This window comes from Bacillus cereus group sp. MG16, assembly GCF_040459875.1.
Taxonomy (GTDB): domain Bacteria; phylum Bacillota; class Bacilli; order Bacillales; family Bacillaceae_G; genus Bacillus_A; species Bacillus_A paranthracis.
Window position 1 is genome coordinate 4567501 of sequence record NZ_JARVHE010000001.1, and the last position, 25550, is coordinate 4593050.

Below are 25550 nucleotides of genomic sequence, written 5' to 3' on the forward strand. Positions count from 1 at the left end.
AAGTTGAAAATGCTGTTACTAGTATGGGAAAAGAAGTAATCCTTGGAGCACTTGCGGCAACTCTAATTATCTTAATCTTTTTACGTAACTTCCGAACGACACTCATTGCTGTTGTCAGTATTCCATTATCTATTTTATTAACACTCTTTTTACTACACCAATCTAACATCACACTTAACACTCTAACACTTGGTGGTTTAGCCGTTGCAGTTGGACGTCTCGTCGATGATAGCATCGTTGTCATTGAGAATATTTTCCGACGTTTACAAAAAGAATCTTTCTCTAAAGATATTATTCTCGATGCAACGAAAGAGGTCGCCGTCGCAATTACTTCTTCTACTTTAACAACGGTCGCTGTTTTTTTACCTATTGGCCTCGTATCAGGAGTAATCGGAAAATTAATGTTACCTATGGTATTAGCAGTCGTATATTCTATACTATCATCCTTAATCGTTGCACTAACAGTTGTTCCACTTATGGCTTTTTTACTACTCAAAAAAACAAAACACAAAAAGCCAAGTTCTTCACCACGATATGTCGCTACATTAAAGTGGGCTCTTTCGCATAAATTCATTATTCTACTTACTTCTTTTTTATTATTCGCAGGATCGATTGCTGCCTATGTATTACTACCGAAAGCGAATATAAAATCTGAAGACGACACAATGTTATCTATTAATATGACTTTCCCAGCTGATTACGCTCCTGAAACACAAAAACAAAAAGCTTTTGATTTCGAAAAGAAGCTACTTTCTAATTCAGATGTAACTGATGTTATTTTACGAATGGGATCTAGCGCAGAAGATGCACAATGGGGGCAAACGACCAAAAATAATCTCGCAAGTATATTGGTAGTCTTTAAAAAAGGTTCTGATATTGATCAGTATATTAAAGAGTTAAAGAAAGAACATAAAACTTTTGAACCCGCTGAACTTGATTATATAAAAATGAGTTATTCAAGCTCTGGCGGCGGCAATAATTTACAATTCAACGTAACAGCCACTAACGAAACGAATTTAAAAGAGGCTGCTACTATCGTCGAAACAAAACTAAAAGATATGGATGATCTTTCTAAAGTAAAAACGAATTTAGAAGACTCTAAGAAAGAATGGCAAATCCATGTTGATCAAACAAAGGCCGAACAACTAGGATTAACACCAGAATTAGCAGCTCAACAAGTGGCATTCCTTATGAAGAAATCACCTATTGGTGAAGTTTCAATCAATAACGAAAAAACTACTATTATGATAGAACATAAAAAAGAAAGTATTACTAAACAAGAAGACATTTTAAACACAAACATACTATCACCTATTAATGGACCAATTCCTTTACAAGACATTGCAACTATTTCAGAAAAACAACTTCAAACAGAAGTCTTCCATAAAGATGGAAAAGAAACCATTCAAATTACCGCAGAAGCTTCAAATGAAGATTTAAGTAAGGTAAGCGCAGAAGTGAACAAAGCGATAGCCGACTTAGATTTACCTAGCGGAGCAAAAGTAAATATCGCAGGCGCCACTGAATCTATGCAAGAGAACTTCACAGATTTATTCAAGATTATGGGGATTGCAATCGGGATTGTATATTTAATTATGGTTATTACCTTTGGGCAGGCGCGTGCTCCTTTTGCAATCTTGTTCTCCTTGCCATTAGCTGCTGTCGGCGGTATTTTAGGATTAATCATTTCAGGAACACCAGTTGATGTAAATTCCTTGATCGGCGCATTAATGTTAATCGGGATTGTCGTTACAAACGCTATCGTATTAATAGAAAGAGTACAACAAAACCGAGAACACGGTATGGAAACGAGAGAGGCCTTACTTGAAGCAGGTTCCACTAGATTACGCCCAATTATTATGACAGCTATTACAACAATCGTCGCTATGCTACCACTCCTATTTGGTCAATCACAAGCAGGAAGTATGGTATCGAAAAGTTTGGCAGTCGTTGTCATCGGCGGTTTAGCAGTCTCAACTGTCCTTACATTAGTAGTCGTTCCTGTAATGTATGAACTATTAGATAAAATCGGGAGAAAAAGACGCTCTCGTAGAAAAATAAATACTTCTACAGAAACACCTGATATTTAAACGAAAAAGCGTTATCTTCACGAATGAAGATAACGCTTTTTCTCTACCTACTCATATAATTCATCATTTTTTCTGCATACCGCTCTAGAGGTTCACTAGAATTCACAATAAGATATTCACTATTTAGAGGTCTTTTACTACCATTTAACCACTTTTTAAAAGCTACTTCCGACTCCACCTTTTCAATTTGACTGACCAGACGCTTACGTGTTTGTAGTCTCATATTAATCTCTTCCATATCATTCAGATAACACTCAATATATTTATATTTCACACCATGTTTATTAGACAGCTTAATTCCTTTTTCAACCATCCCTTCATATAGACATGGACTATCCAATATCACACTATGTCCTTGTTCTAAATATGAATCAATCAATACCCATTCAGCATCATACGCAAGTCCACCAATAATCGTTGTTTCAATACCTTTCACTTCTAGTGATCTTAACAATGCTGATTTCAAAACGTCATGATCTACAATTATAGCACCTGTTAACTCCCCTATATACTTAGAAACTGTGGATTTTCCCGATCCTGGAAAACCTGACATTTGCAGAAAAAACAATTCCTCCACCCCTTCATTTGCACCTGTTCATCTATATAATTCAATTCCCGTTACTTCCATTCCTTCTATATTAAAACGCAAAAAGAACCCCCTACTTATAAATAGAGAGTTCTTCTTTATAACTTATGCCGCTTTTACCTTCTTCGTCGTTTTACTTTTTCTTTTCGCTCCTGTAAAACGTTTGTGCAATATAGATGCTACTAATCGTGAAATAACATTGAATAGTAATACCATAATAATTAATACAGCTGCAGATTTTGTCGCAATTAACTTCGCATCCGGAATAATTCCTTCAGAATTTAACTTCCAAATGTGAACCGCTAACGTTTCAGCTGGTCTAAATGGGTTTAAAGGATGAGCAGGACTTGAGAAGTCCGCTGCTGAATTTAAAATTGGAGATGTTAAACCCGCTGTGTAAATCAATGCTGCTGCTTCACCAAATATACGACCTGCCGCTAAAATAACACCTGTAATAATTTGCGGTAATGACGACGGGATAATAATACGAGTGATCGTTTGCCACTTTGTTGCACCTAACCCAAGGCTCGCCTCTTTCACATTAGCAGGAACTTCTGAAATCGCATTTTCACAAACACGTGTTAAACCTGGCAAGTTTAAAATCGTTAAAGCAAGGGCACCACCCATTACTGTGTATCCCCATCCTGTCATTGTAACGAACACTAACAAACCGAATAAACCAACAACAATAGAAGGTAAAGATGCCATTGTCTCAATACATAAACGAACAAAGTTTAAAAAACGTCCTTGTTTTGCATACTCTGCTAAATATATTCCAGCGCCTAATCCAAGTGGAATGGATATAATAAGCGTTATAACAAGCATATAGAATGAATTGAATAACTGCGGACCAATCCCACCACCAGCTCTTGTATTGCTTGGTTCTCCAAACAGGAAATTAGGATCCCAAAAACCCCATCCCTTTTGTAAAATCTCAAATACTAAGAACACTAGTAAAGCTACGACTAAAGCCGCAACCGCATAAAAGATACCTGTCCAAACTTTATTTACCGTCCTTGCATTCATTATTATCGCTCACCTCTTTGCCCAATTGCTCGAATAACTAAAATAAACAGGAATGAAATAACAAGTAAAATCATTGCTAAAGTCCATAGCGCATTGTTCCAAGCAGTTCCGTTTAATGTATTTGTCATATCCATTGTCAAAATACCAGTTAACGTTGCTGTCGGACTATATATTCCTTCTGGTAATTTAACCGTATTCCCAATTACCATTTGAACCGCTAACGCTTCACCAAAAGCACGCGCTAAACCTAAAACAACACCTGTTAAAATCCCTTTTTTCGCAGCAGGAACAATTACTCGGCTAATTGCTTGCCATTTCGTTGATCCTAAACCATAAGAAGCTTCTAAATAATCAAACGGAACAGAGCGTATTGCATCTGAAGCGATACTAGCAATAGTAGGTAAAATCATAATACTCAGGACAATAATACCTGCAATTAAACTAAACCCTACTCCCCCAAACGAATCACGTAATAGCGGTACTAAAATTGTAACCCCTAATAATCCGTATACAACCGAAGGAATACCAACTAATAATTCTAAAACAGGCTTCAATACTTTATTTCCAAACTTCGGCGAAATTAAATTCATGAATATAGCAAGAGCTATAGCAATTGGTGCACTAATAATAACCGCACCTAACGAAACCACCGTTGAACCTACAATGAAAATTACAGCCCCGAAAGTTCCCTCATCAGCATTTGGACTCCATTTTGTCGATGTTAACATCTCAGTAAACGAGATACCACTTTGCGTAAAAGATTGAATTCCTTTACCGCAAATAAACGCAATAATAGCTAATGTAACTAAAACAATAAAAATACCACAAAACGTAACAAGTGATCTTCCTATATATTCACTTTTCACGTAATTAATTTGTTTTTTCCCCTTCATCACAGGACAGACCCCACTTCATAAATTGAAATGAACAGGACTGGCCTTGCAGCCAGCCCCATAAATTTTATTACTTATTTAATTTAGACATTGGAATATAACCCATATCTTCTACTTGCTTTTCAAAATCTTTACCTTTTACATAGTCAATGTAAGCTTTTGTTGCTTCTTTCGCTTCACCTTTCGTTACCATGTACTCGTAAGACCAGAATGGATATTTACCAGACGCAATGTTTTCAACTTTTGGTTCAGCACCATCAATTTTCACTGTTTGTAGCGCACCTTTTTTCTCGCCAACCATGTAAGACATTGCTAAATAACTTACTGAACCTGGAGTAGAATTAATCGCTTGCTCTACTGCACCGTTAGAATCTTGTGTAGTACCAGTTCCGTCATTAATTTTCGCATCTTTCATAATTGTTTTTTCAAACGTAGCACGTGTACCAGAAGAAGCTGGACGGTTAATTACGTTGATTTTTTCATCTTTCCCGCCTACCTCTTTCCAGTTTGTTACTTTTCCAGTGAAGATATCTTGTACTTGTTGTACTGTTAAATTATCAACTTTTACATCTTTATTTACGACAAGTGCGAATGCAATACCCGCTACCTTGTTATCTACTAATTCTTTCGCCTTATCAGCATCTTTTATTTTATCTGCAGATGGAACATCTGAGTTACCAATTTGGACTGCACCAGAAGCTACTTGGTTAATTCCAGTTCCACTACCGCCACCTTGCACTTGAATAGAAACGTTTGAATTTTTCTCCATAAATTTCTTTCCAGCTTCCTCTGCAAGAGGTTGAAGTGCTGTAGAGCCTGCAGCTGCTATCGTACCTGACAATTCTTGTTTTGCATTATCGCTTCCTTTAGCATCTTTACCTGATGTCTCTTCTGCTTTTCCACATCCCACTAATGAACCCGCTACCACTAAAGCTGCTAAAGAAAATTTAATACCCTTTTTCATGACCATGTCTTGTACCCCCATTTGGATTATCACTTTTCACATTTATCTACTTCTTTCGAACACAAATTCATTGTAGGACAATAATATTATGTGAGTGTTAAGCAATTTTTAATTTTAAGTAAATGACGATAATAATCCTTAAAAACTAGGAATCCCAACATTTATAGTTAAAGAACCCAACAAAATCCACACTAATTAAGCTGTAATGTAAATTTACTCTTAACAATGTAAATTCAATGTAAATGTTTTTCACTCTTTTTCCCTTTGAGTTAAAGTTACATTTACAATTCCGCTGTATTTTGTTACTTTTACACACCTAATTTATGCACATCACACAGAATTTCAGTAATATTTTTTAGTACAACTAAATAAATTGGAACAATTCTAAAAATAAATGAATATTTTTAAAGTACCAATTGACAGCATCATCCAATGTAGTCTACTATATTACTAACAAAAAGTTTACCTAAGGAAACTTTTTAAACTTAAACTAACAATATAGAGATGAGGTAACTTTTATGGTATCGGCTAATATAAAACCACTTTCCGAATTTAAGACAGGAGAGTTTGTACAAATTGAGAAGATACAATTAGAAGGAACTATGAAACGACGTTTATTAGATTTAGGATTTATCCCTGGGGCAACAATTAAAGTATTACAACGCAGTCCACTTGGAGATCCGGTCGCTTATCAAGTAAGCAACACCACTATTGCACTACGTAAGGAAGAAAGCTCCCTTATTTTCGGGATATTAATAGGAGATGATTTCAGATGAGCAAACATCGCATTGCTTTAGCCGGCAACCCGAATACCGGGAAAAGTACATTATTTAATACTTTAACAGGCTTAAAACAACATACTGGAAACTGGACAGGAAAAACTGTTTTAAAAGCTGAAGGGGAATATGAACATAACGGTAGTAAATATACATTAATAGATTTACCTGGGACTTACTCACTATATTCAAATTCTGCGGATGAAGAAGTAGCAAGGGATTATATTATATTTGAAAAACCAGAAGTAACTGTAGTTGTTGTAGATGCAACAGCAATGGAAAGAAATTTAAATTTAGCACTTCAAGTGATGGAAATGACGAGTAACGTAGTCATTTGTATTAACTTAATTGATGAAGCTGAGAAAAAAGGCATCGTTATCGATGAAAAAAAATTAGCAAAATCACTTGGTGTACCTGTAGTTAAAATTTCCGCTCGTAACCGAGTAGGCATCGGTCATTTACTAAATTTCATTGCTAAAGTAGCAAATAAAAAGCTAATTCCAGCACCAATTAAAGTTACTTATAGTGAAAAAATCGAAAATATGATTCGAGAATTAGAACCACAAATTTATAAAGTATTCGGTGATACGTATCCAGCACGTTGGATTGCATTACGTATATTAGATGGAGATAAAAATTTCTTAACTGCACTTGAAAAACATCATAACGAACCACTTGTAAGGGAGGTCGTAATCAATGGAATCTCACTCAGCCAGTAAAGCTCTTCCATTAGACTATATTATTCAACACGCTCAAACACTTTCAAAAGAAGATATACGAGATGATATTGTCGGAGATATTTATCGAACATCTGCAAGCATCTGTAAAGAATCTGTTCAATATACAAATACGGATAAATTATATCGTTCTGAAAAACTAGATAAAATTTTCACATCTCCAATATGGGGATTCCCAATTATGCTCGGTATTTTATCTATCATTTTTTATCTTACAATCGCTGGTGCTAACGTACCATCTGATATGATTGCTGAGTTTTTCGGATGGGCCGAAGGATATTTAACTTCTTGGTTCCAAGCAGCACACGCACCTGAATGGTTACATGGCATTTTAATACTTGGTTTATTCCGTGGTATCGGCGCTGTTATTAGCGTTATGTTACCACCTATGGCCATCTTTTTCCCTATGTTCGCACTATTAGAAAACTATGGATACTTACCACGAGTTGCGTTTAATATGGACCGCTTATTCAAACGCTCTGGTGCACACGGTAAACAATCTTTAACAATGGCAATGGGCTTTGGGTGTAACGCTGCAGCTATTATGTCAACACGTATTATTGAATCACCACGTGAACGTATGCTTGCAATCTTAACAAATAACTTCGTACCTTGTAACGGTCGCTGGCCTATGTTAATTTTAATGGCCTCATTATTTATGGCTGCTGGTTATACAGGTAGTATGCAAACACTTGTTACTGCCGGCGTTGTAGTTGGAATGGTTGTAATTGGTATCGTTATGACATTAACTGTTTCTTGGGTACTATCCAAAACAGCTTTAAAAGGCGTTCCAACCCACTACACACTTGAGTTACCGCCGTACCGTAAGCCAAAGGTTTGGAATACAATTGTGCGCGCAACACTCGATAAATCAGTTTATGTTTTAAAACGAGCTGTTGTTGTAGCTGCCCCTGCGGCTGCATTAACTTGGTTACTAGCTAATATTTTCATCGGTGACACAAGCTTACTTATGTATTTTGTAAATTTTCTAGATCCATTTGCTAAAATGTTAGGACTTGACGGCTTTATTCTAGCTGCTTTCATTCTTGGACTACCAGCGAATGAAATTGTTATCCCGATTTTATTAATGTCTTACTTATCAACCGGAGCTTTAACTGAAATAGATGATTTTAATCAAATTAAAAATTTATTCTTAGAAAATGGTTGGACTTGGTTAACAGCGTTAAACACAATGTTGTTCTCACTTCTTCATTTCCCATGTGGAACGACACTGGTTAACATATATAAAGAAACAAAAAGTGCAAAATGGACATTCTTATCGTTTGCAATCCCTACCGTTATCGCCATTGTTGTGACATTCCTCTCTACACAATTGGTACATTGGTTAGGGCTTGTATAAAGCAAAGCATACATAGAAGGTATCCCCCTTCACATATGCTTTGCACGAAAGAAACCTGAAATCATTCAGGTTTCTTTTTTTGCACATCAGTATTCCAAGGCTGCGCTCCATACGTTGTGAGTTTCTTATGAATAAAGTATATAGCACCTGGAAGAATCGCCATTAATATTGTGCAACTAATTCCTAATCCAGTAAACAACTTCCATCACCTTACTTTACTTTCTTTGGTAATGCTGAACCTGAATGTTCAATTGTTGGATCAACGTGAACATTAATTTCAGCATTACTAAAATAATTCTGGCCTTGATCCCAATTCTTACTAACTTTCTTCCACTCTTTATAATTATGCCTCTTATATACCTCTCCTAATTCCAATACATCTACCTTATATTTTTTTTGAACAAGCTGTATAGACTTTTCAATACGCTTCTTCATCTCCTTTGAAATCTCTTTCTTTAAAAACTTTTCATTCATCACTTGTTTTGGTTCATTAAAATGTAACTCAGCTAATATGCCTTCTGTGGACAAATAAATATCAAACTTCGGTTTTGTAGCATTTTCAGTAGACACTTGGATCTTTCGGCGCAACTTATGAATTTCATATGTAATGAGCTGATTCTTTTTACGAACAGTAAAGAAACCTCCAATTTTTTTACCTATTACATAGTTCATGCCTAATGTTTGTTCTCCATTCAAAGTTCCAACGCACTTATTATCCTTTCCACGGATCAATGCCGCTCCTTCCATTTGTACGCCTTGTTTAGTTAACCCTAAGAGAGGTAATGCAAAACTTCGATCTGCAATCATTTTTCCTTGTACTTCACCAATTCTCGCCGCCTCAATCATTTGAGCGTTTTTCGGAGGATGTTCAGCTAACATATCAATGTACTGCGCCGGTAAGTTTTCAGGTTTTGCACTCTGTTTTAAAATAGATTCTGCATTTTTCTTGGAAACGAACAAACGAATATTTCTTCTCATTTCATGGTCACGAAAATATACATCTAACGTATTTTGCAAAACATACGGATTTGCTAGTAATTCATCCGAAAAAATAATGACTTGTATATGCGGAAAAAATAATGTTCGACTAATTTTTTTAGCAATTATTCTTATTTGCTCAAAGACGCTATCTGCTTTCGCACTTACGTTAATATAATTTTCACTATCTCCATCGCCCTGTCCACCTTGTTGTGCTAACTTACTGGGAAGTACCATCTGATATGTCCCTTTCATAATCGGATTTGATTTCTTTTTCTTCACAATATCGTAAGCTGCGCCTACTACAAAGCCTCTTTCTTCTATTTCTTCTAGTTCAGAGCACCCACTTATAGATCCAACTAAAACCATAACCATTATAATTTTAAGAAGGTGTTTCATTTCTACCATTCCTTCTTTTTATTTTATATACAATAAAAACTAGCAAAGGAGCTAATACGACAAATCCCATATCTATCCACGCTAAATACGTTCCGTAACTTGATAACGTATCTAAATTACCAGGGAGCATATTCAGCATAAAAATCAGAGGCGCGCTTCCGAAAATAAAAATATGTTTCTTCACTTTCGGAAACATGGCACAAAATAATAAAGAGGCGACATCATAATACATTGCTGTAGTGTTATAAATAGTAATAATCCAAGTCGTAAAAAAAATTGCATCGAACCTTTCTAAAAAGCCTCCACCAATTTCAATTTCTTTCCCTAATTCAATTGTTGGATATGTCAATCCACGAGTTGTCATATACGTAAAAACACTAATACAAGTTACATAAATTAAAATGTATGAGAGCACATTTACTATCACTGCTTTCGCAACTGCCATTGGTGCCTTTTTCGCTGTCTTATCATTTAGCAACACAGCATAAAACAGAGCTACCTCAAATCCAATAAATGTGAATATAGAATTTTTAACCCCAACAGCGTATTGACTTACTTCCGTTTGGAAAGCTGGAAATAAATTGTTTATTTCCATTAAATTTATATTTAATAAAGAAAGAAGCACTATTGCAATTAAAACAATAGGTAAGAACATAACATTTAATCGTAATAAAGCTGCTCTCGACCCTGCTATTCCATAGATAACAACTAATAAGAAGAAGAAAGATAGGAGCTGTACCGGCGTATCACTAAATAAATACGTTTGCGAAATAATTGCAATCATCCGCGATTCATATGCTGTCAAAGCCGCAAACGTCAATACTAAAATGCTACTAATTGTATATGCAACAGGCTTCGTCAAATGTATGCTTGTATATTGAACAAAGTTTTGTTTTGGAAATAAAATAGCTACCCTCGTTACAAACCAACCTAAAACTGCACATATTAATCCACCCAAAAGCAAAATAATCCAACCATCTGAAAATAATGTTTGGTTTGCAATATCCCTTGGCATAGATAATGCGCCTATACCAATAATGGTCGATGATACCGCAAACCCAATTTCCCGAGATCCAATTTCTTCATCGCCATACTCAAATGGTTTCAATTATTCTCGCTCCTTTGGACGTACTGTAGAATCTTTTGTTTGTAAATATTCAGGTCTCTCTTTCAGCATTGATTTTGGCATGCGAATAAACTCTTCTTTCCAATCTTTATAAAATGCAGGAGCAATTGGAGTTGTATACGGTACACCAACACTTGTTAAATTTGTAATATGAACAGCAAGCGCAATAAGAGCTAGAATGATTCCATACAAACCAAAAGCAGTCGCTGCTAAAACAAAAACGAACAATAAAATTCGAAACGTAATCGTAATGCTATATACAGGGAGAGAAAAGGTAGCGATAGCTGTAACCGCAATAATGATAACTAAAAACGGATTTACAATTCCTGCATTCACCGCTGCCTCTCCAATTACAAGACCACCTACAATCCCAATTGTTTGTCCCATCGGTTTCGGCAACCTAATTCCTGCTTCTCGTATTAACTCCATCGTTAATGCCATCATTAACGTTTCAATATAGGCAGGAAACGGAACACCTTCTCTTGCTCCAGCAATCGAATAAGCCAATTTAGAAGGAATAAGTCCTTGGTGATATGAGACGAGCGCTACATACATCGCCGGCATTAAAATTGCAACTATACCAGAACCCATCCGCAAAATTCTTAATAAAGTTCCTATTACCCAACGCTCATAATGATCTTCCACAGATTGAAAAATATCGACAAATACTAGCGGAGCTATAAGCGCAAACGGGGATCCATCCACCAAAATAGCTGCCTTTCCTTTCGCTAATGAGGCCACAATATTATCAGGCCTTTCCGTATTCAAAAACTGCGGAAACGGCGACAAATTATTATCTTGAATTAATTGCTCAATTGTACCCGTCTCAAAAACGACATCTGTCACTATGGATTGAAGACGCCGATCTAGCTCCTTTACAATGTAAGGATTAATAATGTCTTCTATATATACTAAAGTCACTTCTTTTTAGGATCTCTTTCCCATAATATAAGATTGAAATCTCAGCTTTGGGTCACGTAAACTACGGCGAATTAACATTTTATTCACGTTAATATCTTCATTTAATCCTATCCTCGGTCCACGTATTAAATCTTCTGTTACTGGCGGTTCTAAACTTCTTTTTTCCCAAGCTCTACTATTAATCACGATCGCAGTTTGAATATTATCGATTAATATAACTGTATCTCCCGCTAAAATCGCATTTATAATATCCGGAAATGTTGTCTTCTTACCAACTTCCGCAATAGAAATAAAGCGATCTAATAATGTTTGAACAACAGCTTCGTCTTTTTGTATCTCTTCATATTGAAGCGTACGAACTACATATTTATAAACGTTATCCTTATCTGTTAACCCACATAAAAAGACAACAGCACAACGTTTAAAACTACCAGCAAGGGCAACTTCCCTAATTGTCAAATCATTAGGCGAACCTAACTCATCTCTAATTTCTTTCATAACTTCAAATAAGTTACCTTTTAGCTCTAACAAGTCCCCCACCTAACTTCCTTTTCAACAAGTTTTTAGTTAGATTCCGCTAATCGAAGAAAATATATACAAAAAAGAGCTATCTCTTTTCAAAGATAGCTCTAGCATAAGAATTACTTTTCTACTATTATATTGTCTTTCTTTATAGACACATTTTTCGTGAACCCGCTAACGATAAACATCACAATCATATTCATTAACAACGCGACTATACCTACATTTAAATCTTTTATATATTGAGGGAAACTCGGAAACATCGTAGCTATAGTTGAACCCGATAAAGTAATATACGCAACCACTAACAATCCAATCCCCATCCCTGCAATCGCTCCTTGCTTCGTAATAACCTGACGTGGAAACAGACTACATACAAGTGCAGGGAAAAGCTGTGTCACTATACTATATCCCATTAAAAGAAGTGCTCCTATCGTTTCTCCACCTTTAAAAGTAAACAAAACAGCTACAAGCGTTACTACAGGAACAAATAATTTCACTGTTTTTGCCACTTGTCGATCCGAAGCAGATGGGACCATTGTTCGGTAAATATTTTTCGCTAATAATGTAGAAGCAGCCATGACAAGCATAGAACCTGGAACTAATGCCGTTAAAACTCCTGCACTACCAATAATCCCAATAAACCAAGGATCAAAAGTTTGAAGAGCCAGACGGAATAACGAAAGGTCTACATCCCCTCCCTTTAATCCAGGAACTTGTAAAATAGCTGCAAACCCTGCAAAGAACACGAAAAGTAAAACTAAAGAGTACAGTGGCATAATGGCCGCATTTTTACGAAATACTTTTTCATTTTTTGCAGAGAAAGCAGAGGCGAATGTATGGGGCCACATATAGAAACCGAGAGCTGTTAGTACAATAGTAGAAACAAACCAAGAAATGCTCATTCCTTCATCAGATAAAGATAAAAATCCTGGTTTTGCTGCCTCTACGGCTTCAAACATCGGTTGAAATCCTCCGTAATAATGGTACGGTAAATATATACCTAAAAACATAACGATAAACAGGATCATAATATCCTTCAAAGCGGCCGTCCAAGCAGAGCCGTGTATACCTGAAACCATTACATATATCGTTATGACAATTGCGCCAATCCACACTGCGATAACTGGCGATACCCTTCCGTAAGACGCTTCCGAAACGATAATTCCTAATCCTTTTAACTGTAAAACAAGGTATGGGATAATCGAAATAACCCCAATAATAGAAACGATAAGGCCAAGTGTCTGACTCTTATATTTCTTCACAAAAAAATCTGGCTGTGAAACTAGATTATGCTCTTTTGCATACTTCCAAACTGGTGGTAATAAAAAATAAGATAAAATATAAGCTAACGCACCATAACCTAAAATATAAAAAGTAGGTGCTCCTTTACTATACGCCCATCCACTTCCACCTAAAAATGTGAATGTCGTATAAATTTCACCTGCCATAAGAAGAAAAACAAAAATAGTACCAAAGCCTCTTCCTCCAACTGACCATTGCTCTAAATTCATATCTTTTCCATGTTGCGCCCGAATTCCTAAAAATAGTGCGAGAAACAAAAATAAAATAATGATAAGTAATGCGGTCATTTTACATCCCCCTTATTAGCAGGATCAAATACGTACACAATCCCCATACAAAGAGATGTAATAAGCACTGATAATAATATCCAAAATAATAAAAATGGCATCCCTAATATGTAAGGAGTAACTGAATTAGCAAATACGGGGCCAACAACTAAACAAAAAACTGGAATAAGCGCTAATACGTGTATTTTCTTCATCTCATTCTCCTTTACTTATGAAATTCATAATCGATGATACAAAGACTTGCACGCCAATTGGTAATGCATCTTCATCAATCGTAAAACGAGGGTGATGGTGAGGATATATAATTCCTTTCTCTTTATTTCCTGCTCCGATAAAAAAGAATGTCCCTGGTGCTTTTTGTAAAAACGCTGAAAAATCTTCTCCAGCCATCGTCGGCTGTAAACGAGTAACTCGTTCTCTTCCATAAAGCTGTAATGCTGTTTGCTCAATAATCTCTGTAACTTTATAATCATTTACGACGGGACGATATCCATATTCATAAGAAAACGTATATTTCGCTCCGTAAGCTTCCGTCACATGCTTTACAATCTGTTCAATTCTTTTCTCTGTTTCTTCTCGCAACTCATGTCTTAAACTCCGCACTGTCCCTTCAATCTCCGCTTGTTCTGGAATCACATTATGAGTTGTCCCAGCGTGAAATTGCGTAACAGATACTACAAGAGAATCTAACGGATTCGTGAGGCGAGAGACAATTTGCTGAAGTTGTGAAACGACTTGTGTGCCGATGGCAATACTATCAACCGTTTCATGAGGGATTCCAGCATGTCCACCTTTTCCTTCTATCGTAATTTTAAAAACATCTGGGGCAGCCATTGCAGGACCATAAATTACACCTACTTTCCCAACCTCTAATGACGCCCAAAGGTGGGCACCAATAATATAATCCACACCTTCCATTACACCTGCTGCGACCATTTCCTCTGCACCGCCTGGAAAGTTTTCTTCAGCATGTTGGAATAGAAAACGAATCTCCCCTTTAATCTTCTCTCTTGCTTGTACTAACTTATGTACGACTCCAAGTAATATCGCTATATGTCCATCATGGCCACATGCATGCATTACACCTGGATATGCAGAAATAAATTCAAACTCATTCTCTTCATGAATAGGAAGAGCATCCATGTCAGCTCGAACCGCAACTATTTTACCAGACTGCTTTCCAATCAACCTTGCCATTACACTATATTTCGTAGGTCTTGACACTTCTAAACATGGAATTTCCCGAAGTATATCGAACACAAACTGTGATGTTTTTTCTTCTTGAAAAGATAACTCTGGATACTTATGAAAATGCCTTCTCCACTCAACCAACTGATCCTTTGACAAAACAAGTTCTTTTGCAACATCCATTTCTCTTCTCCCCTTCTTCACCAAGTTAAATGTTATTATAACGTGAATCGTTAACTTTTAAAAGAATCTTCTGAATTTTCCGTTATAATTACTTAAAAATAAAAAGCCATCAAAAAAGATGGCTTTCTCATTATTATAAAATAGTAATTGCTTGTTTCCCCATTTGCTCCCACGCTTGCTCAAACTCTGCTCGCGGAACAGCGAAACGCGGATTATTTTTTAGAGGATCATTTACATATACAAAGTTTTGATCGTATCCAACTACTACTACACTATGCTCAAAATATGTAATTTTCACTTCACCAGAGCTTGTATTCCATGTTTCAAAACTACTTTCAGCTAGCGGCTTAAACGTTGTATTAATAATAACCCATACTGGAGAACCAGAACTAATTACCTTATATAGATCTTTCACATCTCTATCTGTTAAATTAATTACTTTTTCAGAAACATATTTTTCTGCTAAATTAAAGATTGGTTTATTGTATACACCATATCCTGGTTCAGCTTTCGTATAAATATTTCCAACAAATCCCTCATACGGATTTCCACGCAAACCATTTTGTTCAAATGGAACTCGATGAATTTCACTAGCAAGTTGCATCTTATCTACTTGCACACCTTTATATTGTAGCAACATAGCTAAGCTTGTCACTTCACATCCACGAGGTAATTCTGGTAACTGCTTTATAAACGGAACATTTTCAATCATAGCCGCTTCTTTCATTTCAGATAGAAAATCTAAGCGTAGCACTTGTGCCTTTTGTATAATCTTATCTTTCCCTATAAAAAACGCTACAGCAAATATAATTCCAAAAACAAAAAGATATTTTAACTTTTTCATTTTAAACAAAACTCCATTAATTATTATTTTACAGACATACCTCTTACCATTGTACCTTTCTTCTTGCTAGTTTGCTAGAAAGATTCTGTGAATTATTGTTCATAACTACATCGTTATAAAATTCTAATTATTTTTAATAAAAAGAAAAAACAATATACTTTTTAGCAACATTTTGCTAAAATCAAAATTATTAACATGGTGAAGATATCACCTTGTTAATAAAAACATTCTTAGAGTATTTAGTCATAGTTCGTTTTTTTACATACTCCATTCATTTCCTAGCGAATAAACTGAGTATGTGTCACATCCCCCACTAATGATTAAAAACTCAGAATGTAAACCAGTTAACACATACAAGAAAATAACGGGGTGAGGGGCATATGAATCAACAAGTAGAACAAACAGATTTAAAACGTACAATGAAAAGTAGACACCTTTTTATGATCGCACTTGGTGGTGTTATCGGTACTGGCCTATTTATGGGATCTGGTCAAATTGTCCATAACGCCGGCCCTGGTGGTGCTATTCTTGCATTTTTAGTCGGTGGATTTGTTATGTATTTAACGATGTTATGTCTTGGTGAATTATCCGTAGCTATGCCAGAAGCAGGTTCATTCCAAAGCTATGCAAGCAAATTTATTTCACCTGGTTTTGGTTTTGTTGTCGGTTGGATGTATTGGTTAAATTGGGCTGTTACAGTTGGAGTAGAGTTAACAACTGTAAGTATTTTAATGAAACGATGGTTTCCAGACGTTTCTTCGTGGATTTGGTGTGTTACATTTGCGGCAGCACTCTTTCTTGTAAACGCTTTATCAGCAAAAGCATATGCAGAAGCAGAATTTTGGTTCGCAAGTGTAAAAGTCGCAACTATTGTTGTTTTCATCGTACTCGGTGGTGCAGTTATGTTCGGTTTACTAGACTTTAACGGAAAACCAGCTCCAATGCTTCACAATTTCACTGAGAATGGCGGCTTATTTCCAAATGGTGCATTAGCTGTTCTTCTTACGATGATCACAGTAAATTACTCCTTCCAAGGAACAGAATTAATCGGAATTGCTTCAGGAGAAAGTGAAAATCCTGAAAAAACAATTCCTAAAGCAATCAAAAATACCATTTGGCGCACACTATTCTTCTTCGTCTTAGCGATATCAGTTGTTGTAGGTTTACTCCCGTGGCAAGAGGCTAATCTAGTCGAAAGTCCATTTGTACTTGTATTTGATGTAGCTGGTGTTCCATATGCAGCAGACATTATGAACTTTGTTATTATTACAGCTGTATTATCCGTAGCCAATTCTGGTCTATACGCAAATTCGCGTATGCTTTGGGCGATGGCAAAACAAGGAATGGCAAGTCCAGCATTTACGAAATTAACTAAAAAAGGTGTACCACTAAACGCATTGATTTTCAGTCTAATCTTTGCAAGTCTATCCCTATTAACAAGTGTATTTGCAGCAGACACTGTCTTTTTAGTTTTAACATCTATCGCAGCAATGGCTGCCGTTGTCGTTTGGATGTCAATTGCGGCTTCACAGTTTTTCTTCCGTAGAAACTTCGTGAAAAACGGTGGTGACATAAATGATTTAAAATATCGCACACCACTTTATCCGCTCGTTCCAATCGTAGCGTTCTCACTCAATTTCATTACATTTGTTAGTTTAGCTTTCATTCCAGATCAGAGAATTGCTCTTTATTGCGGCATTCCATTTATGGTCATTTGTTACATTTTGTATCAAGTGAAATATAAAAAAATTGTCACATTTGAACAACAACAGACTATTCCACAAGAAATAAACTAAATATACGAAATATTCAGCTATCTTCCTTATGATAAGATAGCTTTTTTCTATTTCTTGGGTATCCTGGTATAACTTTATTTATCTTAAAATTTTCACAATCGCATTTTTCTCTGGAAAATAGTTTACAATGTAATCAAGTTACAAATGATATTCACCTTAAAAAGTGTGCATTTGTGTCTATTTTTTAACAATATCTCAAAAACTATTGCCTTCTATAAATTAATAGGTTTATATTGTTTTATTGGCATAGTTTCAATCCAAGGAGAAAGGAGATTTTCAATCGTGCAACTAAAGAAAGCGTTTTGGAAGTTGGCTTCGCTTCTTCCGTTATCATTACTTCTGTTCCTCGGTGGCTGTGATAAAAAACTCGCAGTATTAAATCCGCAAGGACCTGTTGCAAAAGCACAGTATGATTTAATTGTTTGGTCATTCTTGCTTATGTCATTAATTATCGCAATTGTATTCATCTTGTTTACAGTCATCTTGATTCGTTATCGTGAAAAACCAGAGAATATGGACTATGAGCCACCTGAACAACACGGTAACACATTATTAGAAATCATTTGGACGCTTGTTCCTGTTATTATCGTTATCGCATTATCGATTCCAACAGTAAAAGCAACTTATGCTTCGGAAGAGGTTCCGAAAGAGTCCAAACATATTAAACCAGTGGAGATTTATGTTACATCTGCAAACTGGAAATGGTTATTCAGTTACCCAGAGGAAAAAATTGAAACCGTTAACTATTTAAACATCCCAGCTGGTGTACCAATTCAATTCAAACTGACTTCTGTCGGCCCAATGAATGCTTTCTGGGTACCAGAACTTGGTGGTATGAAGTACACAATGGATGGCATGATTATGGACCTTTATTTACAAGCTGATAAGCCAGGTTCTTACCTAGGTCGTAGCGCGAACTTCTCTGGTGAAGGATTTACTCACATGGAGTTCGAAGTTGAAGCAAAAACTAAAGAGAAATATGACAAGTGGGTTAAAGAAGTACAACAAACTGCTCCTAAACTAACAGAAGATAAGTACAACGAAATTGTTAAACCTGGTGTAGTTGGTCGTATGACATTCTCTAGCCATCACTTAAGTTATGTAGATCCAAAATCACTTGAATATTGTGATTACAACTACTACAAAAACAAAAAATAATAGCTATAATTCCAACAGATTGGAGTGAACAAAGTGAAGCTTGATGAATTTTTTGTCACAGGTGACCCGATTATTTACGGTGCAGACGCTTCTATCGTTCTTGTGACATTAGCAATCATTTTCGTACTAACAAAGTATAAAAAATGGAAATGGCTTTGGGACGAATGGTTAACAACTGTTGACCATAAAAAGATTGGGGCCATGTATATTATCTCTGCGGTTATTATGTTATTCCGCGGTGGTATGGACGGTTTAATGATCCGTGCACAGTTAACATTCCCAGAAACAACTTATTTAAACGCTGAACACTATAACGGAATCTTCACAACACACGGTACAGTTATGATTCTTTTCATGGCGATGCCATTCGTTATGGGATTAATGAACCTTGTAGTACCATTACAAATTGGTGCTCGTGACGTTGCATATCCGTTCTTAAATGCTTTAAGTTTCTGGTTATTCTTTGTCGGAGCAATGTTATTCAACATCGCTTTCGTAATTGGTGGTTCTCCAGACGCTGGGTGGACTTCTTACTTCCCAATGGCAGGTACAGAGTTTACTTCTGGTGTAGGAAATAACTACTACGCAATTGCATTACAGATTTCAGGTCTCGGTACGTTAATGACAGGTATTAACTTCCTTGTTACTATCTTAAAAATGCGTACACCTGGTATGACTTTAATGAGAATGCCAATGTTTACTTGGTCAATCTTAATTACAACGATTATCATTATTTTCGCTTTCCCAGTATTAACAGTTGCTCTTGCATTAATGACATTTGACCGTCTATTCGATGCTCACTTCTTTACGATGGCGAGCGGCGGTATGCCAATGTTATGGGCCAACCTATTCTGGGTATGGGGTCACCCTGAAGTATATATCGTTATTTTACCGGCATTCGGTATTTTCTCTGAAATCATTAGTACATTCTCACGTAAACGTCTATTCGGTTACAGTGCGATGGTATACTCAATGGTTGCAATTTCTTTACTAAGTTTCGTCGTATGGCTTCACCACTTCTTCACGATGGGTGCAGGTCCAGCGGTTAACTCATTCTTCTCGATTTCGACAATGGCGATTTCGATTCCAACCGGGGTTAAGATCTTTAACTGGTTGTTTACACTGTATAAAGGACGTATTCGTTTTACAGTTCCAATGCTTTGGTCATTGGCATTTATTCCAAACTTCGTAGTCGGTGGGGTTACAGGGGTTATGCTTGGTATGGCAGCAGCTGATTATCAGTACCATAACAGCTACTTCCTAATCGCTCACTTCCACTACGTATTAATCGCAGGTACAGTATTCGCTATGCTTGCTGGATTCACATTCTGGTATCCAAAAATGACTGGTCATATGTTAAATGAACGCCTAGGTAAATGGACATTCTGGATCTTTATGAGCGGATTCAACATCTGTTTCTTCCCAATGTACTTCTTAGGTTTAGACGGTATGACTCGTCGTATGTACACTTACTCTGAAAGTCTTGGATGGGGATGGCTAAACCAAATCGCATCTGTTGGTGCGGTAATGATGGGTATCGGCTTCCTACTTCTTTGCTACAACGTAATTTGGAGTGCTCGTCACGGTGAACGTGACACAACTGGAGATCCATGGGACGGCCGTACACTTGAATGGGCAACTCAATCTCCTGTACAACATTACAACTTCGCGAAACTTCCTGAAATCAAAGAAGCTGATGCTTTCTGGTACATGAAAAAACGCGGAGAAACAGTTACACCAGCAGCAGAAGACATCAAACCAATTCACATGCCAAGTAACTCTGGTGTGCCTATTATTGCGTCTGGATTCTTCGGTCTTGCAGGTTTCGCATTAGTATTTAGCTGGTTCTGGCTTGCAGCAATCGGCGGCATTGGTATTTTAGCTTGCTTAATCTATCGTTCATTCGATTACGATGAAGGTTACTATATTAGTGTTGATGAAATTAAAAAATCAGAACATGTAGCATGAGAGGTGAAATGATATGGCGGCTTTAGATAAAAGCTTACCTTTGGAATATCAATCCGAACAAAGCAGATTGAATATCCTAGGATTCTGGATTTTTCTTGGGGCTGAAATTATGCTGTTCGCAACACTTTTCGCCTCTTATCTAGTACTTGCTGGTCGTACGGCAGATGGCCCAACACCAGCACAACTGTTTGAACTTAAAACGCTTTTAATTCAAACATTATTACTTTTAACAAGTAGTTTCACATGTGGTATCGTGATTCACGAAATGCGTAAGCACAACCAAAAAGCAATGCTTGGATGGTTCGTCCTTACATTACTTTTAGGTGCAGGCTTCCTATTCTTCGAGATTGAAGAGTTCATTATGTATATTGGTGAAGGCGCAACAATTCAAACAAGTGCTTTCCTATCTGGATTCTTCGTTCTTCTTGGAACGCACGGAGCCCACGTAACAGGCGGTATCATTTGGGCAATTTGTGTTATTATCCAAATTTTAAAACGAGGTTTAACACCAGTTACAGCTCGTAAAGTATTCATTATCAGCTTATACTGGCATTTCCTTGATTTAGTTTGGGTCTTTATTTACACACTAGTTTACTTGAACGGGATGGTGGCGTAAATGGGTCAAAATAACAATCAAGCAAACGGGCATGCGCATAGCGGATTCCCTTGGTCACACGTTTTCGGATTTATTTTATCGCTTGCACTAACGTTTCTAGCGTTATACGTGGCACTTTATACAAACCTGCCACTATCAACGATCTTAACTACCATTATCATAATGGCTGTTGCGCAAGCGTTGTTACAATTAATTATGTTCATGCATTTAAAAGAAGGAGAAGGAAGAGTTCAAGTTCTTACTATGATTTACAGTTTCTTCGTTGCAACTGCAACAGTTGGTTTAACTGTATGGATTTTCTTCTCAATGTAATGTACATGAAAAAGACTGCTGAGATTCCTCAGCAGTCTTTTTTTATTCCCTCCCCTATTACATCCACATTACGGAATTAACAACAGAATCATGAAAAATATACTTATTATGACAAATGTTAAGAAAACTCTTTCTTTATGAAATCGAATCCATATGCGTTGCTTTTCTACCTATTATATGGCTAAATAAGTACTATATTTATTTGAAGGGAGAGAACGCAATGGAACATCACACTTCTGTTCTATCACTTATGGTTGTCGTTGCAATCGCGTTTTTCGTTCCCCTTTTGTTACAACGCTTTAAATTAAAAGCACTTCCTGTCGTTGTTGCAGAAATCATCGCAGGAATCTTTGTAGGTAAAAGTGGGTTTAATATTATTGAGCCAGATATGTGGCTTCAAGTCTTATCGACACTAGGATTTATCTTTCTTATGTTTTTAAGCGGTTTAGAAATTGATTTTTCTATCTTTAAACAAAAAGGGAAAAAGAACACGACAAACGAACCAAACACATTCCAAGCAGCAAGTATTATCTTCTTATTTATTTTCATCTTATCTTATGCCCTATCACTACTATTCGTATGGCTAGGATTTGTAGATAATGCAATGTTTATGACTTTAATCATTTCAACAATCTCTTTAGGTGTTGTCGTACCAACATTAAAAGAGAATAACTTAGGAAAAACAGCAATTGGGCAAATCATTTTATTAGTCGCTGTTATTGCGGATTTAGTTACAATGATTTTACTCGCTGTATTCGTCGGATTAAATTCCGAAAGCGGCCAAAGCATGTGGCTTCTTCTTCTTCTATTCGGCGCTGGTATTGTTATTTACTTCGTTGCAAAACGTTTTAAAAACATTCCATACTTGGATAGCTTAAAAGCTGGGAGTGTACAAATTGATACACGAGCTGTTTTTGCACTCATCTTAATATTAGTTGGGTTATCTGAATCCGTTGGAGCTGAAAATATTTTAGGCGCCTTCTTAGCAGGTGTACTCGTATCATTATTATCACCAAATGAAGATATGGTTGAAAAACTGGATTCTATCGGATATGGTTTCTTCATTCCTATTTTCTTCGTAATGGTTGGTGTAAATTTAGAGGTTTGGTCTATTTTTAAAGAGCCTTCTAGTATGCTAATGATTCCAATTCTAATTGTAGGACTCTTTATCTCAAAACTGTTACCATCACTCGTTTTACGAAAATGGTATCCACGTAATATCGTACTGGGGAGTGCCATCTTATTAACATCGACACTTTCTTTAGTTATTGCAGCTGCACAAATTGGTGAAAAGCTAGGGATCATCAGTCCAAGTTTATCTGCTTCCCTTATTTTAAGCGCAGTTATTACTTGTATTTTTGCGCCTATATTATTTAAAAAGATGTTCCCAAAAGTAGAAACGCCAAAACCAAAAGTTTCTATTATTGGTGCGAGCAGAATTACCCTTCCGTTATCACTTGATTTAAAACGAGAAGATTATGACGTAACACTATATATGATGCGTCAAAATAAAATAAATGATGAGGAAGCGAAATCGCACGACTTCCCAATTGTGAAATTAGATGACATCACAATTGCATCATTAACTGAACAAACAGCATTTCATGCAGACCGCGTTGTTGTTGCAACAAGTGATGATGAACAAAACTTACTATTAGCAGAACATGCAAAAGAACTAGGTGTTGAACATGTTATTGCAAGTGTAGAAGATCCGCTTCTACAAGAAAAAGCAACACAAGAACATATCGCCGTATTCTCAACCATTAACTCTACACGTATTCTATTACGTGCGCTAATTGATAAACCGAGTCTCGTTCGCTTAATTACAACAGCAAACGAAACAGTCCGTGAAGTTGAACTACGAAGCAATAAATATAACGGCGTTGCACTTCGTCGCCTTCCGTTTCTAGGTGATGTACTAGTCATTCAAATTTATCGTGGAAATAAAGCATTAATCCCGCATGGTGATACAAGACTACAACACGGTGATACATTACTTGTAACAGGCTCAAAAGAACATATCGATACACTAAAAAACATATTAGAATAAAAAAATGTTACTATCACATATTATGAGGATGGATCACATTATGTCTATTGTAACTTTAGCTCTTTTATTATTAGCGGAAATACTAGGTGCCATTATTCTCATCGGTGTTAGTATTGAAATTTGTAGTTACGGATGGAAAAAATCAAATGGAATAAAATACTCTTGCCTCTTACTTTCACTCCTTCTCGGAACCGCTAGTATACTCGGACTTTTCGCCGCACCTGCCTATTTCTTTATACAATTAACAGAAAAAGCGTTATAAGAAAGGATGTTACTATGCTTACCGTGAAAAATATTGACGGATCTGAAACTTACGTATTACGTCAAAAAATTTTGCGCCCGAGTCAAACATTAGCAGATTGTAAATACCCTTCCGACTATGAAACAGACAGCTTTCACCTAGGGGCATTTATAAATGATAAACTAATTAGTATCGCTTCCTTCTCAAAAGAAATATATCCTGACCTACCTACAGGTATTCATTATCGTCTACGAGGAATGGCAACATTACCTGAATTTCGAAACAACCACGCTGGAAGCTCCTTAATTCAGAAAGCAGAACAAATCTTACAAGAGCGTCAAGCAAATATGTTATGGTGTAATGGCCGAATTACTGTGGCTGACTATTACAAGCGCTTAGGCTTCCAAGAACATGGTGAAATCTTTGAAATTGAACCAATTGGCCTTCATAAAGTACTGTATAAAAGAATATAAAAAAAGCTTTCCGCAATACGGGAAAGCTTTTCTTATATTTCAACCTTCACTTTTTATTTTTTTCATATATATGTATATAAACAGACTAGGAACTAAAAAACAAGCTAACATAATAAGTCCTGTCATACTAATTTCTTTTATTGAAATATCTGGTGTTACAACGATACAAATAGCTAAAATCCCAATAACAATGCTTACCGGAACGAATAATAGCTTCATAAGATAACTGCGTGATACTCCGCCCGTATGCTCATACACTTGCACCGAGTTTTTTAAGTTTAAAAAGTTAATCCCTATTATCCCGCACATAAATACCATTAATAAATCCGAAACACTTTCATATCCTGCATCTTGCAAAACGTAGCGATAAAAAACAATACCTAGTATGAAAATATTTTGTAAGATGAAAACTAATCTAATATGTTTTAACCCCTCAATCATTAAACGTTCATCTTTCACAATTTTCATCGAATCACTCCTTTTCCTCCCAAAACAAATCATTCAAAGTTTTATCTACTGCATAACAAATTTTCAAACATAAATCTAAAGATGGGTTGTATTTCCCCTTCTCAATTAAACTAATCGTTTGCCTTGTAACGCCTACTTTTTCTGCTAATTGTTGCTGTGTTAAATCTAACTGAACACGCGCGACTTTTATTTTACTTACAGCCATTCATGTTCCCCCTCCATCTATATTGTAACATATATATTACATTAAGTAATTTATATTTTGCGTGACTGATTATAGTTT

The 25550-nt window shown here is 36.3% G+C and carries 25 protein-coding genes and 1 pseudogene (1 of these 26 running past the window's edge); 12 read left to right on the plus strand and 14 right to left on the minus strand.

All coding sequences use genetic code 11. The features are described from left to right. Positions 1–2090 carry the 3' portion of an efflux RND transporter permease subunit gene (locus tag QCI73_RS23895; protein ID WP_353823884.1) on the plus strand. It extends 955 nt beyond the left edge of the window, so only the last 2090 of its 3045 coding nucleotides appear in the window; its start codon lies off the left edge, out of view; the stop codon is at positions 2088–2090. 43 nt (positions 2091–2133) lie between these two features. Here the strand turns inward: QCI73_RS23895 and QCI73_RS23900 are convergent, their stop codons facing one another. The 4 genes from QCI73_RS23900 to QCI73_RS23915 all read right to left on the minus strand — a co-directional run bounded on the left by QCI73_RS23900 (position 2134) and on the right by QCI73_RS23915 (position 5565). Further along, positions 2134–2658 (minus strand): P-loop nucleotide/nucleoside kinase family protein, encoded by a 525-nt coding sequence (locus tag QCI73_RS23900; protein ID WP_353823885.1) that lies wholly within the window; start codon positions 2656–2658, stop codon positions 2134–2136. Between the two features lie 123 nt (positions 2659–2781). Further along, a complete protein-coding gene (pstA, locus tag QCI73_RS23905; RefSeq protein ID WP_000994138.1) occupies positions 2782–3702 on the minus strand; it encodes a phosphate ABC transporter permease PstA in 921 nt (306 codons plus the stop codon). Positions 3703–3704: 2 nt separating this feature from the next. Further along, positions 3705–4595, minus strand: coding sequence for a phosphate ABC transporter permease subunit PstC (gene pstC, locus QCI73_RS23910; protein WP_011040013.1), 891 nt, complete (start codon positions 4593–4595; stop codon positions 3705–3707). Positions 4596–4665: 70 nt separating this feature from the next. After that, the gene (locus QCI73_RS23915; RefSeq protein ID WP_000245119.1) at positions 4666–5565 is read right to left on the minus strand and encodes a phosphate ABC transporter substrate-binding protein PstS; all 900 of its coding nucleotides are present in this window, start codon (positions 5563–5565) and stop codon (positions 4666–4668) included. 512 nt (positions 5566–6077) lie between these two features. Between QCI73_RS23915 and QCI73_RS23920 the strand changes: the two genes are divergently transcribed. Genes QCI73_RS23920 through QCI73_RS23930 form a run of 3 tightly spaced genes read left to right on the plus strand, consistent with a single transcriptional unit; the run spans position 6078 to position 8432 of the window. Further along, a complete protein-coding gene (locus tag QCI73_RS23920) occupies positions 6078–6335 on the plus strand; it encodes a FeoA family protein (RefSeq protein ID WP_000252983.1) in 258 nt (85 codons plus the stop codon). After that, the gene (locus QCI73_RS23925; RefSeq protein WP_353823887.1) at positions 6332–7054 is read left to right on the plus strand and encodes a FeoB small GTPase domain-containing protein; all 723 of its coding nucleotides are present in this window, start codon (positions 6332–6334) and stop codon (positions 7052–7054) included. Before QCI73_RS23920 ends, QCI73_RS23925 begins: the two co-directional genes overlap by 4 nt. Next, positions 7032–8432: a nucleoside recognition domain-containing protein gene (locus tag QCI73_RS23930; RefSeq protein WP_000443601.1), complete on the plus strand. Its 1401-nt coding sequence runs from the start codon at positions 7032–7034 to the stop codon at positions 8430–8432. Before QCI73_RS23925 ends, QCI73_RS23930 begins: the two co-directional genes overlap by 23 nt. 61 nt (positions 8433–8493) lie before the next feature. Here the strand turns inward: QCI73_RS23930 and QCI73_RS23935 are convergent, their stop codons facing one another. From QCI73_RS23935 to QCI73_RS23970, 8 genes and pseudogenes are all read right to left on the minus strand, one after another. Next, complete coding sequence (locus QCI73_RS23935; protein ID WP_000493983.1) at positions 8494–8631, minus strand: hypothetical protein; 138 nt, start codon at positions 8629–8631, stop codon at positions 8494–8496. An 11-nt stretch (positions 8632–8642) separates the two neighbouring features. Continuing rightward, positions 8643–9809 carry a spore germination protein GerLC gene (gene gerLC / locus QCI73_RS23940; protein WP_353823888.1) on the minus strand — a complete coding sequence of 389 codons (1167 nt, stop codon included), beginning with the start codon at positions 9807–9809 and terminating at the stop codon, positions 8643–8645. Next, on the minus strand, positions 9793–10917 hold the full coding sequence (gerLB, locus tag QCI73_RS23945) for a spore germination protein GerLB (RefSeq protein ID WP_000802016.1): 1125 nt from the start codon (positions 10915–10917) through the stop codon (positions 9793–9795). Before gerLB ends, gerLC begins: the two co-directional genes overlap by 17 nt. Further along, positions 10918–12396, minus strand: a pseudogene (gerLA, locus tag QCI73_RS23950) (spore germination protein GerLA). It abuts the gene before it with no gap. Positions 12397–12497: 101 nt separating this feature from the next. Next, complete coding sequence (locus QCI73_RS23955; RefSeq protein ID WP_353823889.1) at positions 12498–13970, minus strand: sodium:solute symporter family protein; 1473 nt, start codon at positions 13968–13970, stop codon at positions 12498–12500. After that, positions 13967–14164 (minus strand): DUF3311 domain-containing protein, encoded by a 198-nt coding sequence (locus QCI73_RS23960; protein WP_000719858.1) that lies wholly within the window; start codon positions 14162–14164, stop codon positions 13967–13969. The genes QCI73_RS23955 and QCI73_RS23960 overlap by 4 nt, the downstream gene beginning before the upstream one ends. Position 14165: 1 nt before the next feature. Then, entirely contained in the window at positions 14166–15341 is a 1176-nt protein-coding gene (locus tag QCI73_RS23965; RefSeq protein WP_353823890.1) for an amidohydrolase, read from the minus strand. A gap of 133 nt (positions 15342–15474) precedes the next feature. After that, entirely contained in the window at positions 15475–16185 is a 711-nt protein-coding gene (locus QCI73_RS23970) for a C39 family peptidase (RefSeq protein ID WP_353823891.1), read from the minus strand. A gap of 380 nt (positions 16186–16565) precedes the next feature. Here QCI73_RS23970 and QCI73_RS23975 point away from each other — a divergent pair, with 380 nt between their 5' ends. The 8 genes from QCI73_RS23975 to QCI73_RS24010 all read left to right on the plus strand — a co-directional run bounded on the left by QCI73_RS23975 (position 16566) and on the right by QCI73_RS24010 (position 24799). Next, positions 16566–17981 carry an amino acid permease gene (locus QCI73_RS23975; RefSeq protein ID WP_001977922.1) on the plus strand — a complete coding sequence of 472 codons (1416 nt, stop codon included), beginning with the start codon at positions 16566–16568 and terminating at the stop codon, positions 17979–17981. Positions 17982–18263: 282 nt separating this feature from the next. Further along, positions 18264–19139 carry a cytochrome aa3 quinol oxidase subunit II gene (locus QCI73_RS23980; protein ID WP_001176167.1) on the plus strand — a complete coding sequence of 292 codons (876 nt, stop codon included), beginning with the start codon at positions 18264–18266 and terminating at the stop codon, positions 19137–19139. A 33-nt stretch (positions 19140–19172) separates the two neighbouring features. Beyond that, complete coding sequence (gene qoxB / locus QCI73_RS23985) at positions 19173–21107, plus strand: cytochrome aa3 quinol oxidase subunit I (protein ID WP_000762372.1); 1935 nt, start codon at positions 19173–19175, stop codon at positions 21105–21107. Positions 21108–21120: 13 nt separating this feature from the next. Continuing rightward, positions 21121–21723, plus strand: coding sequence for a cytochrome aa3 quinol oxidase subunit III (gene qoxC, locus QCI73_RS23990; RefSeq protein ID WP_000729317.1), 603 nt, complete (start codon positions 21121–21123; stop codon positions 21721–21723). Next, entirely contained in the window at positions 21724–22035 is a 312-nt protein-coding gene (gene qoxD / locus QCI73_RS23995; protein WP_000531380.1) for a cytochrome aa3 quinol oxidase subunit IV, read from the plus strand. It begins immediately after the preceding gene. Positions 22036–22255: 220 nt separating this feature from the next. Continuing rightward, a complete protein-coding gene (locus tag QCI73_RS24000) occupies positions 22256–24085 on the plus strand; it encodes a monovalent cation:proton antiporter family protein (protein ID WP_029437498.1) in 1830 nt (609 codons plus the stop codon). A gap of 4 nt (positions 24086–24089) precedes the next feature. Next, on the plus strand, positions 24090–24347 hold the full coding sequence (locus QCI73_RS24005; protein ID WP_011040011.1) for a DUF4022 family protein: 258 nt from the start codon (positions 24090–24092) through the stop codon (positions 24345–24347). Positions 24348–24361: 14 nt separating this feature from the next. Then, positions 24362–24799 carry a GNAT family N-acetyltransferase gene (locus tag QCI73_RS24010; protein ID WP_353823892.1) on the plus strand — a complete coding sequence of 146 codons (438 nt, stop codon included), beginning with the start codon at positions 24362–24364 and terminating at the stop codon, positions 24797–24799. A gap of 39 nt (positions 24800–24838) precedes the next feature. Here the strand turns inward: QCI73_RS24010 and QCI73_RS24015 are convergent, their stop codons facing one another. Together QCI73_RS24015 and QCI73_RS24020 are read right to left on the minus strand one after the other, a co-directional pair. Then, entirely contained in the window at positions 24839–25267 is a 429-nt protein-coding gene (locus tag QCI73_RS24015) for a hypothetical protein (RefSeq protein ID WP_353823893.1), read from the minus strand. A 4-nt stretch (positions 25268–25271) separates the two neighbouring features. Continuing rightward, positions 25272–25472, minus strand: coding sequence for a helix-turn-helix transcriptional regulator (locus tag QCI73_RS24020; RefSeq protein WP_000301182.1), 201 nt, complete (start codon positions 25470–25472; stop codon positions 25272–25274). Between the last annotated feature and the right edge of the window lie 78 nt (positions 25473–25550).